Consider the following 15,421-nt stretch of genomic DNA (forward strand, 5'->3'; position numbering starts at 1 on the left):
TCCCGCTCCCCTGCTCAGTCCACACCCACACCCACACGAAGGGCGATACCCCATGTCGCAGACCACCGGACCCCAGATCGACTCCACCGATTCCTCGCCACCACCAACGGGCGGTGACATCGAACTGCGCACCCGGCGTCGTTGGCCGATCTACGCCGCGATCGGGGTGGTTGTCGTCGTCATCGCAGCGATCATCGGTTGGCGCTTCGCCGGATCGGATACCAAGTCCGCCAACGACACTCCCGGAGCGACGCTGACGGTCGTAACCGCCGAGGGCAACGCCGCCGAGGAAGCGCTCGTCGACTTCGTGTCGAAGAATGTCGCACCCCGCTATGGGATCACCGTGGCGTTCAAGGGACTCTCGGACTCCACGACGCTGAACCGGGCGGTCAGCGACGGCGAGGTGGCGGGCACCATCTACCAGCATCGCCTCTGGCTCTCGCAGGTGCTCGACGCGAACCCCGACTTCCAGGAGGAGGCCGCAACTCCGGTGTTCCGCTGGGGATTCGGTATCTGGTCGGACAAGTACACCTCGCCCGCACAGATCCCGCAGAACGGCACGGTGTCGCTGTACTCCGACCCCGCGAACGAAGCGCAGGGCCTGTGGCTGCTCGAGCGGGCCGGTCTGATCACCCTGAAGCCGGGGGTGGACAAGTGGAAGGCCACCCAGGACGACATCGCGACGAATCCGAAGAACCTGCAGTTCAAGTTGCTGGACTTCGCCGCACAGTCGCGTGCGTTGCCCGACCTCGACGCCACCGTCGGCTACACCGAGTACTACCTCGCCGCCGACATCGACATCGCCAAGCAGATCTTCTCGCCGCCTGCGCCCGACGAATTCGCCGGGCAGCTGACCATCGGGTCGAAGTGGAAGGACGCCGACAACATCAAGAAGCTGGTCGCCGCTTTCAAGGATCCCGCCGTCCAGAATTACCTGCGCACCGATCCGCAGGTGAAGAACATCCTCTTGCCGCTCTGATGAGAGATGTCGGAAAACCGGTCAGGAATCGAGAAGCCTGGGTGCGGTCACCAGTCCTACCGTGAGGACATGACCACAACCATCGATTCCCTGTCCCTCGGCGCCACCGATCCCGGAGACGCCAAAGCGTTCTACGACAAGGCCTTCGGACTCGGTGATCGGCTTCGTCTGCACCACAGCGACGAGCCGACCACCGGGTTCCGTGGGTTCGTGCTCTCCCTCGTCGTCGCCGATCCGGCGGTCGTCGACTCGTTCATCGACCCGGCACTCGATGCCGGAGCCGAGCTCCTCAAACCAGCACGGCGCTCCTTCTGGGGATACGGCGGTGTCCTGCGCGCGCCGGATGGCGCGATCTGGAAGATCGCCTCGTCGTCGAAGAAGAACACCGGCGCACCGCTGCGAACGGTCGAGGACGTCGTGATGTTGATCGGCGCCGGCGACATTGCGACGTCCAAGGCCTTCTACACCGACCACGGCTTTGAGGTCGCCAAGTCGTTCGGCCGCAAGTATGTCGAGTTCGCCGGCGGACCGATCACGCTCGCCCTCTACGGGCGCAAGGCCGCCGCCAAGGACGCCGGCGTCCGCCCGGAAGGCGAGGGTGCACATCGCATCCGGTTGTTCACCGGCACAGCCACGTTCACCGATCCAGACGGGTTCGTCTACGAGGAGTTGTGATCCGGGCTGGGCTCAGCCGCCGTCGGCGATGATCGTGGCGATGTTGCGTTCGGCGACGGCGGTGATGGTCAGCGACGGGTTGGACGCACCGGCCGAACCGGGCAGCATGGCGCCGTCATTGACGTAGAGGTTCCGGTATCCGTGGACGCGGCCGTAGGCGTCGCACGCCGTCCCCAGGGTGGCTCCGCCCATGCAGTGCGCCCAGGTCAGGTCGGGCTCGTAGACCACCGCATCGACCGGGAAGTCGGCGTGCCGCGCCATCACGTGACCGATCCGTTCGCAGTTCTCCGCGACGCCACCGTTGCCACCGGCCGGCCAGTCGAGGATGACCTGTTGCGAATCTCGGTGGTAGCGAAAGGTTCCGCGCGTCGGATCGACCGACGTGATGCCCATCTTGATCGCCGAGGTATTCATCGCTGCGGCAGCGGAATCCAGTGGTCCGAGAGAGAAGGTGCTGTTGACCATCACCCGGGCGAACTGCTCGGTGGTGTCGAAGAATCCGGCGGCACCGACGGCCGACTGCTGATCCTTACGACTGCCCCCGACTGCGATGTCGATGTTGCCGTTGCCGTTGTTGCCCCAGCCGGTTCCGATGTGTTCGTTCAGGTTCGGCAAGGTTCCGGTGTCGCGGGCACGCACCAGCAGTCTGTTGGTTCCAAGGCATCCGGCTGCGAGGACGAGGCGGTCGGTCGTCAGGGTCCGCCTGGTGAGGACGTCGCCGTACGGGCTGACGTAATCGACGTCGAGGACGAACCGCCCTGTCGGTTCGACGTGGATGTCGTTGACCTGATGGCGCGGATGAATTGTCGCTTTGCCGGTGGCCTCGGCGCGGGGGAGATAGCTGTAGGTCAGCGAGTTGAGGGAACCATTGGAGTTGGCGAGCGCGCTGCTGGTGGCCATCGGTGCGGCGCGACCGGCGATCTCGTCCCGCACAACGTTCCACCGCCAGTTGCCGGGAACGAAATATGGTGCATATCCGGCTTTCTGGCCGATGCGCCAGAAGTCTCGGCAATTGCTGAAGCTGTGATCGCGATACACGTCCGGCGGTACGACCGTCGCCCCGAGGCCCGCCAGAGCCTTCGGGTACCAGGTCGTGGCCATGTCGTCGTAATCCACGACGCCCTTGAACACCTGGTTGAACGGGTCCCGCTTGGACTCGGCGGTGATGCCGATGTAGACCACCGATCCGCCGCCCACCGCCGCACCGCACATGATCGCCGAGTTGTTGTGCCAGCTGATCTCGAAGATCCCGCCGAAGTCGTCGACGGCGGCCATCGCGCCGAGGGTCTCGGCGTAGGCGGGCACCGTGAGCGCCGACGACGCGGATCGCTCGGCAAGGGATCGTTGGGCGTGCCACAGCATCCGGCCGTCCCACCCGAAGATCTTGCGCCACGGGTCGTGTGGCCACCGCGATCCGCGTTCGAGCACGGTTGTCTGAATTCCGGCCTCCGCCAAGCGAAGTGCGCTGACCGAGCCGCCGAACCCGGAGCCGATGACGATCGCCTCGGAGTGTTGACGGGGCGGGGTGACCGGACGAAAGATCTCCGGCACCAGCGATTCGTATCTGCCGTGTGCCGCAGGTAGCGCAGCGCTGCGCCCCGCACCGACGGTCGCCGAGACGCCGGCAGCTGCGACTCCGGCAGCGGTCAACCGCATAAACGATCGACGATCCATCATCTTTCGCGCCCCCAGGGAACCCCATCCCGACCCCGTCGTAACGATGGCGATCTTATCGCACCCGCCCAATACCCATTGAACGACAAAAGATTCGAGAGTAGTGAACGGTTGAGGTTGACGTCGGGGATCGACCGAGTCGTCTACCCGCGGTCGAGTCCGTCGAACACCGCTGCCAGATGACCCCGCGCGGCGTCGACCTGCTCGGCGTCGTCGGCGAGGTGGTGCAGGAGTGCCCGCTGAAAGATTCCATCGAGCACGATATATGCGGTTGTCGGATCAAGCTGGGGCTCAACGCCTTTGAGATCACAGTAGCGAGACACCACACGCCAGATCATTTGTTCTCGACTGGCTTCGATCTCGAGCACCTGCGCACGGAAGGAGGAATCGAACAGACTCTGGTTGCGCATGTCGTACCACAGCCGGTGGATCGGGGCGTCGCGCAGCAGCGTGTCGAAGAAAGTGTCGCCGAATGACTTTCGGAGATCGTCGGCATCCGCAGAGTGCTGGACAACTCCGTCGTACCGGGTCACGCAGACGTCCTCGTACTGACGGACGGCCTCGGCGATCAGATCGAGCTTGTCGGAGAAGTAGTAGTGCAGGACCCCATGGGAGTACTCGGAATTCTGCGCGATCTCGCGCAGGCTCGTCCGCGCATATCCGAGTTCGGCGAGAGTGTGCAGGGTAGCGGTCGCCAGTTCTCGACGCTTCGCCTGGAACTTGTCGCGGGCACGCTCCTCGACACGGGCGCGCGGCTCCGACAGTTGGGCCATCGCGGTCGCTCCTCCCACTGGTCACGGGCGTGTCCCCGGAGTCTAGCCCGGCTGTCGATCCCCACCCCTTGACGGTCGTCCAAATTTTGCTTGACAGTCGTCCAGACTTCGCCTTAGTGTGATCCGCAGCACAGGTTCGGTCCGTGGATCACTCCGCCCCTTGTGCCTCATGCGTGTCCCTGACCTGCCAGTTCTCCTTGGCGGTCCATGGCGAGAGGAACGATTCATGCCCACCGACAAACGCGTCGTCGTCTACGGAGCCTCCGGCTACACCGGTCGATTGATCTGCGAGTACCTGCGCGAATACAACATCCCGTTCCTCGCCGCAGGCCGCGATCACAGCCGCCTCAAGGCGATCGTGGAGGCGGTGCCGGGGATCGAGACGGTCGATCACGACATCGTCGAGGTCGAACACTCGCTTCCCGCTCTCGTCGAGGCGTTCCGCGGTGCGGACGTCGTTCTCAACACGGTCGGGCCGTTCGCCAGGTGGGGCCATCCGGTGGTCGAGGCCTGCCTGGAGGTCGGCGCGCACTACACCGACACCAACGGCGAGCAGAACTGGATGATCGACGCGAAGGAGCGCTACGCAGTCGATTTCGCCGCGCAGAGTCTGGTCCTCACACCAGGTCTGGCGCAGATGTATTCGATCGGCGAGATCGCGGCGAACATCTGTCTGGAAACCCCGGGTGTCGACACACTCGACATCGAGGTGTTCTGGAAAGGCCATCCGACCGTCGCCTCGACAAACACGATCCTGACCAACGCGGCGTTCGCCAAGGCCTACTACCTCGAGCAGAACGAGTACGTCGAGTGGCCAGACGAAGACGGCGTGTATCAGATCGTCGTACCCGGCCAGCACGAGTTGGGACTGGCGCTGCCCTGGGGTGGCACGTCGCATCCGGTGTGGTTCAAGGACGATCCGCGGGTCGCCAATGTACGTGCGCTCGGCGGAGTGCTCAATCGTCCTCTGATGCTGGGGGTTCCGCAGATGGTTGGCGCGGCGCTCGAGCAGATGGATGGCAAGAGCGAGGCCGAGAAGTACCAGATCATCGATGCCATCTCGGCGTCGGTGCGCAGCGAGACACCGCCGCGGGAGAACCCCCGGATCAACACCTCTCTCGACTCGGTGTACGCGTCCGGGCCGCTGGGCCGCGTGCACTGCCTGATCAACGGCAACTGCAACTACAAGCAGACCGCCCTGCTCAACGCCTATGCGGCAGCCCACCTCCTCAAAGCCCCACCGCATGCGGTCGGGTTCGCCTCGAGTTGCCAGGCATTCGGACACCGCGAGCTGCTCGGTGTTCTACACGCCTTTGGCCTCGTTCTCGATCCGGTTGTCACGGTGAACAACTAAGAGGCCGGACACATGCGGCTATCGGACTACCTCGACAAAGGCGCGTCATTGGGCCGGGACGCACCGTGCATGACCGCCGGTCCCGTCACACTTACCTACGGCGAGGTCCACGACCGGACTGTCGACATCGCCGGAGCGTTGCAGCACAGCGGGATTCATGCTGGAGATCGCGTCGCTGTCCTCTCCGGAAACGATCCACGCGCGCTCACCTGTGTGTTCGGGATCTCCCGGGCCGGAGCGGTGTGGTGCCCGGTGAACCCACGCAACGAGGCCGAGGAGAACCGGCAGCTGTTCGCGCTGTTCGGTTGTCGATTCCTGTTCTTCCAGAGCGCATTCGCCGACCTGGTTGCAAGGATTCGGGATCGGCTCCCCGACCTCGAATGGCTGGTCTGCCTCGACGATGCGGTGGACGGGGCACTCACCTTCGACGACTGGCTGGCCGACCACCATGCCGAGGTGGAGACCGACCGCCGCCCGGACGGAGGCCTGTGCATGCTCGCAGGCACCGGCGGCACCACCGGTAAACCCAAGGGCGTGCGACTGACCGAGGACAACATGATGACCTCGACGGCGCTGGCGTTGATGAGCTATCCGTTCGGGGACCGGCCTCGCTACCTCGCGCTGGCCCCGCTCACCCATTCGGCGGGTGTGCTGACCTTTCCCATCCTCAGTCTCGGCGGCCACATCGTCATCATGGCGCGTCCCGACATCGGCGAGTTCCTGAGACTCATTGCGCATCACCGGATCACCCACGCATTCTTGCCGCCCACGGTGATCTACGGTGTCCTCGATCATCCCGATCTCGACGCCACCGATCTCTCCTCGTTGCGGTGCCTCTGGTACGGCGCCGCACCGATGTCACCCACTCGACTCACCGAAGCACTCGAGCGCATCGGGCCGGTACTGGGTCAGCTGTTCGGACAGACCGAGGCACCCAACATGATCGCGACCCTCGCACCCGCCGAGCATTTCCGCGCCGACGGCTCGGTGGCGACCGAACGATTGACGTCGGCGGGGTGTCCCACACCACTCACGACTGTCGCCATCATGGATTCCTCGGGGGAACTGGTGGCCCGCGGCCAACGCGGCGAGATCGTCGTACGCGGACCGCTCGTCATGGACGGGTACCACGAGAATCCCGAAGCCACTGCCGAGGTCAGCGCGTTCGGCTGGCACCACACCGGAGATATCGGCTACCTCGACGACGACAACTTCCTCTACGTGGTCGACCGCGCCAAGGACATGATCATCACCGGCGGCTTCAACGTGTACTCCGCCGAGGTCGAGCAGGCCCTGCTGGCCCACCCCGCGGTCAAGGAGAGCGCGGTGATCGGTCTGCCGGACGACAAATGGGGTGAACGGGTCGTCGCCGCAGTGCAATTGCGTGACGGCCGCGATGCCGCGCCGGCCGAACTCATCCAGTTCGTCAAGGACCGCATCGGAAGTGTCAAGACACCCAAGCAGATCGAGATCTGGGACGATCTGCCGCGCTCGAAGGTCGGCAAGATCCTCAAGAACGAGGTCCGCGCCACCATGCAGAACTGATCGCCCATACGTCGAAATTATCCACTCGAAAAGGAACCCCTCATGACCGAACTGAAAGACAAGCGGGTCTTCGTGACCGGCTCTGCGGCCGGCATCGGCAAGGCCATCGCCGCGCTGTTCATCGAGCGCGGCGCCAGGGTCATCATCAGCGACCGCGACAAGACCGCCGCCAACGACACCGCAACCGAACTCGGAGCCGCGGGAGTGGCCAACTGCGACGTCACCGACGAAGCACAGGTCCAGTCGGCGATCACCGAAGCCGTCGGCGTCCTCGGCGGCCTTGACGTGCTGGTCAACAATGCCGGCATCGAGATCTCGACCCCACTGCTCCAGCAATCCACCAGCAGCTTCGACGAGATCTTCGCCGTCAATGTCCGTGGTCCGTTCGTCGCGATGAAGGCGGCCATCGGGCACCTCGTCGAGTCCGGCGGCAACATCGTCAACATTTCCTCGATCGCCGGCATCGGCGGCAGCCCCCTGCTCGGATCATATTGTGCGACAAAGGCTGCGCTCATCCAGATGACCCGGGTGGCCGCGGTGGAGATGCGTCCCGCAGGAGTGCGCGTCAACGCCGTCTGCCCCGGATTCGCCGACACCAGCATGGTCGAACGACTGATCCCGGATTTCGAGGCCGCCACCCAGGTCCCGTTCGGAGACCTGGTGGCCGCCAAACAGGGGCGCCTGGGCACACCCGAGGACATCGCCGAGGTGGCGGCGTTCCTGGCCTCCGACCGTGCGTCGTGGGTGACCGGCAGCAGCTACGTCCTCGACGGTGGGCTCACGGCGTCGTTGGTGTGAGGCCAACCGGGGCCACCACTGACATGAGGCCGCGACAGTGGGCTGCCGTCGTGTTGTCCACCCCCCGTGCGGCTTTCACAAGTCGACCTTGGTCCACGTCATCCCGGACAGCGCTGCGGCTCCTCCGACAACCCAGGCCCACAACTGCCCGGGAAGCGAGCCGGCATCAGTGACAGTCGCGAAGTGTCGATCTGAAGAACCGTCGCGGTACTCCAGATCGAACGTCCCCTCGTCTCTGACGCGGGTCTGCACGTAGACCTCGCTGTCGCGTTCGATGACGAGAAACGGGTCGGGTTCTTCCAACCGGTCGACCAGAGCATCGAGCATTTGCGGGCTGAGCATGGGCAGGCGGCCGAGGCTGCCGTGCAAGACAGCGATCGGAACCGCGTGCTCGGTATCGATGTAGATGTTCTCCTGCGGGTCATATACATCGAAACCCCAAGTGGCAGCGAGCGGCATCACGATCTCACGACTTTGCTCGGCGTCTGACCACGACGCGGTGATGTAGGTCCCGGATCTCAGCGGTTCGGGTGTCTCGTGTTCGATTCCGCGTCGGCGCTGGCTGTCGACGATGTGGCTGATCAACGCTTGGACGGGCGAATCATCGGGGTGCTGAGTGGTTGGCGGACTCGCTTCCAAGTCCTGCTGCATGACCCGTGCCGCAGACTCGGCGTCGGTGGCCAAACGCCACGGCAAGGCGTAGAGGTCGTAGCTCATCGGCCGTCTCCTTCTCCTGAAAGCTTCTCCCTGTCAATCAATTTCAGCGCCTTTCTGCGATACCGGCAATGCGGGCGAAACGGCCCGGAGCGAGCCCCGGTTCACGGTGTTTGCCATGTCCACGAATCGATGCGCCACACGTGGTTTTCGACGATGACGCCGATGGTCCAACCTTGTCAGCCGGGGGCTACGAGTGTGGGATATATCGCGAGGAGCAGCTCGGGGGTCATCGGCCATGGTTCGGCGGTGAGGGGTCTGGGTGCGTTGTCGGTCCCGTCGATCACCTTCTCCGGCAAGTCGGGTCGGGTCGCGGATAACCACGCGATCACCCGTCTGCTTTCGGCGTCAATCAGTGCGGGCGCAATCCTTCCTGCGCGAGCGGATGCGTCCAGAGTCCGGCGTGCAAGCATGTCAGGATCGTTTTCGGGCAGAGGCTCGGGCAGTTCTACTGAGATGCCGAGCATCCGCGGGCCGTCGAACGTGGCGATACAACGATGGGTGTATCGGTGGACTACGCCGCGTAGGTCGATCCATTCCCCTGAACCCCGGAAGCCGATCGAGGCCCCCCGTATGTCCATGGCTATCCGGACCGCGTCAGCAGGGCGGACGAGTCGTGACAGTCGGTCGGTCAAAGTGTCGGCGAACACCTGCGGGATGCGCGGGCCAGTCACCGCGGTCGGCGCTACTCGATCTGCCAGATCCCACTCCCATGCTTGCGTCACGGGTTGGGCGGGCGGCGTCTGATCCGGATCCCCGATCCACATGAGCACGCCGTGTACCTGTCTCGACGGCCCCAGCACCGGGGAAGCCAACGCAAGTCGCGGGCCGGCGAGGTCGATGAGGACCTGTGATTGCTTGAGATTGTTGAGAACGGTCTCGACCAGCCGCAGAACCGTCTTGTGCACGGATCCGCGGAATTCGTTGGACAGCGGTCGCCACTTCTTGGATCGCTCACCAATCAGTAGCACCGCGGGCATCTCTCCGACGGTGTCCACGAGAAACCATCCTTCGGCCACCGAACGAGTATCGCCTATGCGGGGGCCGGTGCGGTTGTGCGACCCCAACTGCGAAGGCCGAAGTTGTCGCGCATCCATCCGATCATGTGGGCGACTTCGTCAGAGCCACCCGCCCATGCCACATAACCGTCGGGCCGGATGACGACGATTTCCGGGTACTCCGCGGGCAGTCCCGAGGACACTGGTGCGATCTGGGCAAACGGAAGGTCGGCAGTGGACACGAGCGCGGAAGCGGCCGTGGTCGGCACAAGGACCAGAAAGTCCCCTCCGTGGAGTAGTTCGGCGACTGTGGTTGGCGCACCATCGACGCTGAGCTCCACATCGGGGAAGAACTCTCCATCGAGCTGATGCGCGCCTCCTTGCCCTACTGGGTGCTTCAGCGAGGTGCCGTTGATCCGGGCAGCCAGCCAGTCATGGGCGCCAGGCTCGTGCAACCATTGCTCCACCACATTGCGTACCGGATCGTTTGCCGAGTCCGGATTCATGAGTGTCGACTGCAGTCGGGTGTTGTCGATCAGCCACTGACCGACCGGTTCACGCTCTGCCCCATAGGTATCGAGAAGCCTTTCGTCTGCGGCACCCGTGAGTACAGCTGAGAGCTTCCATCCCAGATTGACAGCGTCTCCGATTCCCGCGTTGAGTCCTTGGCCGCCCAGAGGGTAGTGAATATGTGCTGCGTCGCCGGCCACGAACAGCCGGCGATCGCGGTAGTTCTTTGCAACGCGACTGTAGTCACTGAACCGGTTGAGATAGTGCGGGGCAACGAGATCCACGTGCGAGCCCACGACCCGGTCTACCGCCGCCCCGAACTCTTCGGGGGTGACAGGTGCCACGCGATCGCTCGCGGGGCCGTCGAACTCGAAGACGATCAAGCGGCTGTCCCCGTACCGGTTCAGATTCAGCAACGTCCAACCGCGCGGGGTCGGTGTCCAGCCGGCGGGCAGCTGTTCGGGGTGGGGCACGCCGGCCAGGCCCAGGATCGCTCGCATCGTGGGTGGATGCTCGCGCACCGCGAAGGCTCCCGACTGCCGCACCACGCTGCGACCGCCGTCCGCGCCCACCGCGTACCGGGCCTCGAAGGATCGCTCGGCACCGTCGGGTCCCGTGGCGATGGCGCGCACACCGTTGTGGTCCTGCGTGACGCTGACAACCCTGTGCCGGCGCAGGACCCGCGCACCAGAGGCCTCTGCCCGCCGCGCAATCGCGCGTTCAAGGTCGGCTTGGGCGATCCCGAGCATGACAGGGCCGTCAATGGTGCGCCCCCGCATGCTGAGCCACGGGTAGCCCGCAAATTGAAACTGCTCGACCGTCTCCTCCCGGGGATCGGTCGTGAGTCGCGGCACAGTAAGGATGCCCCGCCGCGCCAGCGTCGCGATAGCCCGAGCGTGGTAGGTCCCAGCCTTGGGGTATTCGCTGACATCGCCCCGCTGCTCCAGGACGAGTACCGAATTCCCGTGCAGCGCCAGCTCGTTCGCGACGAGCATGCCGACCGGGCCGCCCCCGACGACGATGACGTCGCTGCCGTCCGCCACCCTCGTCATCGCCCCACCGCAGCGCTCGGGCGCAGCGCCACGGGTAGACGGATCGGCCGGCGGAGCCCGGTTCCCAGATCCCACTCGATCTCCTCGGGAGCCACGGCGAGCCGCAGATCAGGGAACCTCGCCACCAGGGTCTCGAGGACAGTGATCAGCTCGATCTGCGAGAGCGCCGACCCCATGCAGCGGTGCATGCCGTAGCCGTACTGCAGGTGCCGTCGTCCCGGACGCGTCGGGTCGATACGAAGCGGATCCCTGAAGACCTCCGGGTCGCGATTCGCGGCGTTGATATGCGGGTAGACGATCGATCCCACGGGAAGCGTGACGCCGCCGACCGATAGTGGCTTGGTCAGCTCGCGTGGGAAGGAGCCTGGCGTTCCGAGGGGCATCAGCCGCAGGATCTCCTCGACAAGCCCCTCAACGGTGACGTCTCCGTAGGACACGCGCCGATACAGTTCCGGAATCGCGAGCGCTGCGTACATCGTCTTCGTCAACATCGTCGCGACGTTGTTGTCGCCGCCCAGAACGATTCCCATGACCGTTCCGGCGATGAGAGCATCGTCGACAGCAGCGAACTCGGGTTGCCCGGCGCGGTGCCGGTAGGTCGCGATCAGGCCGTCGTCCGAGTAGGGCTCCTCCCCCGCCACCAGGCGCTGGACCCAGCCGTAGAGCTCCATCCAGGACCGCTCGATCGACGGGATGTCGTCGGGCGGGGCGAGCTGGATGCGACGCCCCAGTTCGTTCATCCAGGGGGCCAGTGTGTCCTCGACCCCGAGCAGCCGGCACACCACCCGAGCGGGGACTACGCGAAACACCTGCGCCACCAGATCGGGGCCGGAAGTCGCCTCGAGGTCGTCGAGTGCAGCTTCGGTCAGATCGGCGATCAGCGGTGCGAGACCGGCGATCGCCCGTGCGCTGAACTCGTGGGAAACGAACTCGCGCACAACCCCGTGCACCGGGGCGTCGAGATTGATCAGCACCTCGGGCGCCCAATTGGTCGGCATGAACGACGGTCCGCCGTCGACGTTGCACAGGACGCGGCTCGCCGTGCGGTCCAGCATGAGCGTCTTGACGTGCTCATACGCTGTCAGGCTGATCGCCTCGTGTCCGCTGGGGAGCTCGATGCGGGTCAGTCCGTCCGGTCCGGGCCATTCGCGGACATAGGGGGCAGGCGTGTCGAGCAATGGAATCTCAGTGACCAGGGGCCCGTCGGATATATCGGGCGTAGATGTCGTTGTCTCGGGCGTGGATCTGAACTCGGTGGTGGTCATCGAGGGGTCCTTTCGGAGATCGCTCGGGAATCGATTGTGTGCTCGTTCGCTGCTTCGGCGACGCCGATCGGATCACGCTGGGCCACAGAGGATGTCACGATGTTCACGTCCTCGGACGGATCGGGCGGTTCGGGCGTCCGGCGCAGCAGCACCACGACCACGACGGTGAGCACGGCGCTCGCGGCGGCGATCGCCCACAGCAGCGGTACCAGCCCCTCGGCGAAGGCCGTCCGCAGCGAGCCTGTTGCGACCCCCGTCACGTCACGGATCTCGCCCGTGATCACCCGGTCGACGATCGTGCGTTGCGCATCCGGGCTCAGGTTCTCCGGTAGCACCTGCCGCACCTTGCCGCCAACAACGGCCGAGAGGGCACCGGCGAACACCGCGACGACGACGGCTTCGCTGCCAAGGCGCACGGTGGACACCAGGCCCGACACCATGCCGGACTTCTCCTCGGGGACAGACCCGATTGCTTGCCCGTCGACCAAACCCACACCGAGCCCGAATCCCAACCCCAACAGGATGAATGGCCCAATCAGTCCGGGGACGTCGGCGGCCGTGCCCTCCCGGGTAAGCCACGCGGCGCCGATGACGTACAACCCGACACTGCCGCCGAGGATGATCCAGGCGGGCACGCCGCGGCCGTGTAAGGCCCCTGCGATGAGCGGCCCCACAATCACGGGCACCGTCATGATCAGCATGACGCCGCCGATGGCACCGGAACCCAGCTGCCACACGCTGGTGATGAACGTCGGGTAGTAGGTCAGTAGTGTGACGAATCCGATCGCTCCGGCTACGGGCACCAGCAGCAACCCGACGAGCCGGGGTGACCGGAGAAGGCTGAGGTCGAGAAGCGGGTTGGCGGTCACATGTTGTAGGAGGACGAAGACGGCGAGCAGCAGGACACCGGCAACGACAAGACCTATCGTTCCCGGCGACGCCCACCCCCAGGAATTGCTCTGTGCGACACCGGCGATCACGAGACTCAGCGATGCTGCGAAGACGACGGCACCGCGATAGTCGATTCGGCCGGCGTGCTCGACCGGGCTGTCGTGCACGCCCGAGGCGACCACGAGTGCTACCGAAACCACCATCGCGACGGCGTTGAACCAGAAGATCCCAGTCCAGCCGCCGAGTGCGATGGCGGCCGACGAAATGCTGGGCCCGAGCCCGAGCCCGACGCCGGCCGCGGTGCCGAACAGTGCGAAGGCGCGGGCTGCAGCCTTGCCGGAGAAGGTGATCGCGAGCAGTGCTCCCGAGCAGGCGAAGACGATCGCCGCACCGATGCCCGCGAGTGCACGAGCCAGGTCGAGCACGACGAGGTTCGGGGCGAGGGCGCTCAGAACACCTGCTGCGGTGAAAACGCCGCCGCCCAGCAGCAATCCACGGCGGCGGCCGAGGTGGTCTGCGATCGATCCGGCCACGAGGCTGAACACAGCGAACGTGAGGTTGAATCCGTTGACCACCCATTGCAGCTGCGCAGGCTGCGATCCGAGGTCTGCTGCGATGTGCGGAAGCGCGACGCCGGTTCCAGACACGCCGGTGGGGACCACAACGACACCGAGCAGAATTGCCGCGAGCAGGACAGCGGGATTCCCGTTCCGAGAGGACGATTCGTGGGCCATCAGGAACCGCCCTCAGAGGTCGTGGTGAGTAGGCGTGCGAGATCGGCCAGGGCACTGGAGGTTTCGACGAACTGCACCGCGCCCCAGCCGGCGTTCTCGGCCGCGTCGCAGTTCACTCGAAGGTCGTCGACGAGGATTGCCTTGGTCCCTGGCACACCAATACGCTCGGCCGCGAGGGCGAAGATTTCGGGGTCCGGTTTGCGGAGCCGCACCGCGTAGGAGTCGACGATGACGTCCACCTCGTCGTCCAACCCCACCATGGGACGCCAGTACGGTTCCCACTCGCGGACGTTGTTGGTCAGGATGCCGACTCGGTATCCGGACCCGCGCAACTGGACTGCCAGGTCGCGAATGACGGAGTTGACCTCGTGTCCGGCAAACCACTGACGCCCGAACTCCAACTCCGAGCGGGAGACGTCGATATTCCGCGCGGTCAGCCAGGTGTGCAACCCTTGCACCCACTCCTGCTCGGTGAGCATCCCCAGCTCGACCGGGGCCAGCACGTCGACGCCGAGGCGGTCGGCTACGCCGGCCATCGCAGCCTTGAGATCGGACGGCGCGATCCCCGTTTTCCGTTCATATTCGGCGAACAAATCCTCGATGGGTGGCGACAGGACACCGCCGAAATCGAGGAACACGGCCGAGTATTTCGATTCCGGGGTGTGGGGTGCGATATCAACGATGGCGGGGACGGTCATCGTTTACCTTCTGTGATGGAGCCGGTCTCGACGCTGACATTCCTGGAGAATCGGACGCGACCCGAGGTGATCGACTCGTCTTCCTGGAGGATCTCGACCTCGAAGGCGTATCCCGGGTCGGGCTCGTCGACGGGGCGAACCTGGATCACGGTGTGCAGGTCGAGCTCGCCGAACCGCGTGAACTCGGCTCGTAACGATTCCAGCACGAGCCGCCGGGCGCTGAGTCCATGGGTTTCATGCGCGGCGAGGATGCCCGCCTGCCGGATCGCCTCGAAGAGGACTGCGCCAGGGATGTGATCGAGCGGGTGGTCGAACAGACTCGGGTGGTGTTGATCGACGAGCACGTCGATATCGAGGCCGCTGGGTGTTGCGGTGACGTCGCCGAGTACCGAGTTGCGGTCGATCCTGCGGCCAAGTGTTTCCGCGGGATGCACGCCGCGGACGGTCCGTGGACCGCGACCGGGCAGTGGCGTGATCCCGGCGCTGTACTCGTCGAGGCCGAGTCGGGCTCGACCCTTGCCCCGCACACGGGCCCAGACGTCGCGGGGCATCCACTGGATGGTCATCGTGACGGTTGCCGCAACGGTCCCCCCGAGAAGGCACTCCATCTCGAGGGTGATGCCGATGACTTCGTCTCCGCGGACCTTCTCCTCCACAATGACGGCGCTGAGCTCACCGTTGCCCGGCGCCGTGGATCTCAATGCGGGAACGCAAGTGCGCTCCCGGGTATCGGAGGGCCTTGTCCCGTTGAATCGATGTAT

The 15,421-nt window shown here is 65.0% G+C and carries 14 protein-coding genes; 5 read left to right on the forward strand and 9 right to left on the reverse strand.

The annotated features are described in order from the left end of the window. Positions 1–52: 52 nt before the first annotated feature. Both AC5ZH6_RS26770 and AC5ZH6_RS26775 read left to right on the forward strand, forming a co-directional pair. Positions 53–979 carry a MetQ/NlpA family ABC transporter substrate-binding protein gene (locus AC5ZH6_RS26770; protein ID WP_006368823.1) on the forward strand — a complete coding sequence of 309 codons (927 nt, stop codon included), beginning with the start codon at positions 53–55 and terminating at the stop codon, positions 977–979. Between the two features lie 69 nt (positions 980–1,048). After that, positions 1,049–1,654, forward strand: coding sequence for a VOC family protein (locus tag AC5ZH6_RS26775; protein ID WP_020173057.1), 606 nt, complete (start codon positions 1,049–1,051; stop codon positions 1,652–1,654). A gap of 12 nt (positions 1,655–1,666) precedes the next feature. On the opposite strand, the gene AC5ZH6_RS26780 is transcribed toward AC5ZH6_RS26775, so the two are convergent. Together AC5ZH6_RS26780 and AC5ZH6_RS26785 are read right to left on the reverse strand one after the other, a co-directional pair. Next, a complete protein-coding gene (locus tag AC5ZH6_RS26780; RefSeq protein ID WP_006368825.1) occupies positions 1,667–3,310 on the reverse strand; it encodes a GMC oxidoreductase in 1,644 nt (547 codons plus the stop codon). A 161-nt stretch (positions 3,311–3,471) separates the two neighbouring features. Then, positions 3,472–4,101, reverse strand: coding sequence for a TetR/AcrR family transcriptional regulator (locus AC5ZH6_RS26785; protein ID WP_006368826.1), 630 nt, complete (start codon positions 4,099–4,101; stop codon positions 3,472–3,474). Between the two features lie 226 nt (positions 4,102–4,327). On the opposite strand from AC5ZH6_RS26785, the gene AC5ZH6_RS26790 reads away from it, so the two are divergent. Genes AC5ZH6_RS26790 through AC5ZH6_RS26800 form a run of 3 tightly spaced genes read left to right on the forward strand, consistent with a single transcriptional unit; the run spans position 4,328 to position 7,798 of the window. Next, a complete protein-coding gene (locus tag AC5ZH6_RS26790; RefSeq protein ID WP_006368827.1) occupies positions 4,328–5,455 on the forward strand; it encodes a DUF5938 domain-containing protein in 1,128 nt (375 codons plus the stop codon). Positions 5,456–5,467: 12 nt separating this feature from the next. Next, positions 5,468–7,000, forward strand: a complete 1,533-nt coding sequence (locus AC5ZH6_RS26795) for an AMP-binding protein (protein ID WP_006368828.1) — start codon at positions 5,468–5,470, stop codon at positions 6,998–7,000. Between the two features lie 42 nt (positions 7,001–7,042). After that, on the forward strand, positions 7,043–7,798 hold the full coding sequence (locus AC5ZH6_RS26800) for an SDR family NAD(P)-dependent oxidoreductase (RefSeq protein WP_006368830.1): 756 nt from the start codon (positions 7,043–7,045) through the stop codon (positions 7,796–7,798). A gap of 75 nt (positions 7,799–7,873) precedes the next feature. Here the strand turns inward: AC5ZH6_RS26800 and AC5ZH6_RS26805 are convergent, their stop codons facing one another. The 7 genes from AC5ZH6_RS26805 to AC5ZH6_RS26835 all read right to left on the reverse strand — a co-directional run bounded on the left by AC5ZH6_RS26805 (position 7,874) and on the right by AC5ZH6_RS26835 (position 15,361). After that, a complete protein-coding gene (locus AC5ZH6_RS26805; RefSeq protein ID WP_006368831.1) occupies positions 7,874–8,515 on the reverse strand; it encodes a hypothetical protein in 642 nt (213 codons plus the stop codon). 176 nt (positions 8,516–8,691) lie between these two features. Continuing rightward, a complete protein-coding gene (locus AC5ZH6_RS26810; RefSeq protein ID WP_006368832.1) occupies positions 8,692–9,510 on the reverse strand; it encodes a GAF domain-containing protein in 819 nt (272 codons plus the stop codon). A gap of 35 nt (positions 9,511–9,545) precedes the next feature. Further along, complete coding sequence (locus AC5ZH6_RS26815; RefSeq protein ID WP_026920460.1) at positions 9,546–11,072, reverse strand: FAD-dependent monooxygenase; 1,527 nt, start codon at positions 11,070–11,072, stop codon at positions 9,546–9,548. Then, the gene (locus AC5ZH6_RS26820; protein ID WP_006368834.1) at positions 11,069–12,337 is read right to left on the reverse strand and encodes a cytochrome P450; all 1,269 of its coding nucleotides are present in this window, start codon (positions 12,335–12,337) and stop codon (positions 11,069–11,071) included. Before AC5ZH6_RS26820 ends, AC5ZH6_RS26815 begins: the two co-directional genes overlap by 4 nt. Then, positions 12,334–13,962, reverse strand: coding sequence for an MFS transporter (locus tag AC5ZH6_RS26825; protein ID WP_006368835.1), 1,629 nt, complete (start codon positions 13,960–13,962; stop codon positions 12,334–12,336). Before AC5ZH6_RS26825 ends, AC5ZH6_RS26820 begins: the two co-directional genes overlap by 4 nt. After that, positions 13,962–14,660: an HAD-IA family hydrolase gene (locus tag AC5ZH6_RS26830; protein WP_006368836.1), complete on the reverse strand. Its 699-nt coding sequence runs from the start codon at positions 14,658–14,660 to the stop codon at positions 13,962–13,964. The genes AC5ZH6_RS26825 and AC5ZH6_RS26830 overlap by 1 nt, the downstream gene beginning before the upstream one ends. Continuing rightward, positions 14,657–15,361 carry an AfsA-related hotdog domain-containing protein gene (locus AC5ZH6_RS26835; RefSeq protein ID WP_020674444.1) on the reverse strand — a complete coding sequence of 235 codons (705 nt, stop codon included), beginning with the start codon at positions 15,359–15,361 and terminating at the stop codon, positions 14,657–14,659. The genes AC5ZH6_RS26830 and AC5ZH6_RS26835 overlap by 4 nt, the downstream gene beginning before the upstream one ends. Positions 15,362–15,421 lie beyond the last annotated feature (60 nt).

The organism is Gordonia sp. YC-XJ4 (genome assembly GCF_059511865.1).

Excerpts from the sequence above, each read along its gene's own strand:
- AC5ZH6_RS26770 (WP_006368823.1), top strand. The coding sequence starts at position 53 with ATGTCGCAGACCACCGGACCCCAGATCGACTCCACCGATTCCTCGCCA.
- AC5ZH6_RS26775 (WP_020173057.1), top strand. The coding sequence starts at position 1,049 with ATGACCACAACCATCGATTCCCTGTCCCTCGGCGCCACCGATCCCGGA.
- AC5ZH6_RS26780 (WP_006368825.1), bottom strand. The coding sequence starts at position 3,310 with ATGCGGTTGACCGCTGCCGGAGTCGCAGCTGCCGGCGTCTCGGCGACC.
- AC5ZH6_RS26785 (WP_006368826.1), bottom strand. The coding sequence starts at position 4,101 with ATGGCCCAACTGTCGGAGCCGCGCGCCCGTGTCGAGGAGCGTGCCCGC.
- AC5ZH6_RS26790 (WP_006368827.1), top strand. The coding sequence starts at position 4,328 with ATGCCCACCGACAAACGCGTCGTCGTCTACGGAGCCTCCGGCTACACC.
- AC5ZH6_RS26795 (WP_006368828.1), top strand. The coding sequence starts at position 5,468 with ATGCGGCTATCGGACTACCTCGACAAAGGCGCGTCATTGGGCCGGGAC.
- AC5ZH6_RS26800 (WP_006368830.1), top strand. The coding sequence starts at position 7,043 with ATGACCGAACTGAAAGACAAGCGGGTCTTCGTGACCGGCTCTGCGGCC.
- AC5ZH6_RS26805 (WP_006368831.1), bottom strand. The coding sequence starts at position 8,515 with ATGAGCTACGACCTCTACGCCTTGCCGTGGCGTTTGGCCACCGACGCC.
- AC5ZH6_RS26815 (WP_026920460.1), bottom strand. The coding sequence starts at position 11,072 with ATGACGAGGGTGGCGGACGGCAGCGACGTCATCGTCGTCGGGGGCGGC.
- AC5ZH6_RS26820 (WP_006368834.1), bottom strand. The coding sequence starts at position 12,337 with ATGACCACCACCGAGTTCAGATCCACGCCCGAGACAACGACATCTACG.
- AC5ZH6_RS26825 (WP_006368835.1), bottom strand. The coding sequence starts at position 13,962 with ATGGCCCACGAATCGTCCTCTCGGAACGGGAATCCCGCTGTCCTGCTC.
- AC5ZH6_RS26830 (WP_006368836.1), bottom strand. The coding sequence starts at position 14,660 with ATGACCGTCCCCGCCATCGTTGATATCGCACCCCACACCCCGGAATCG.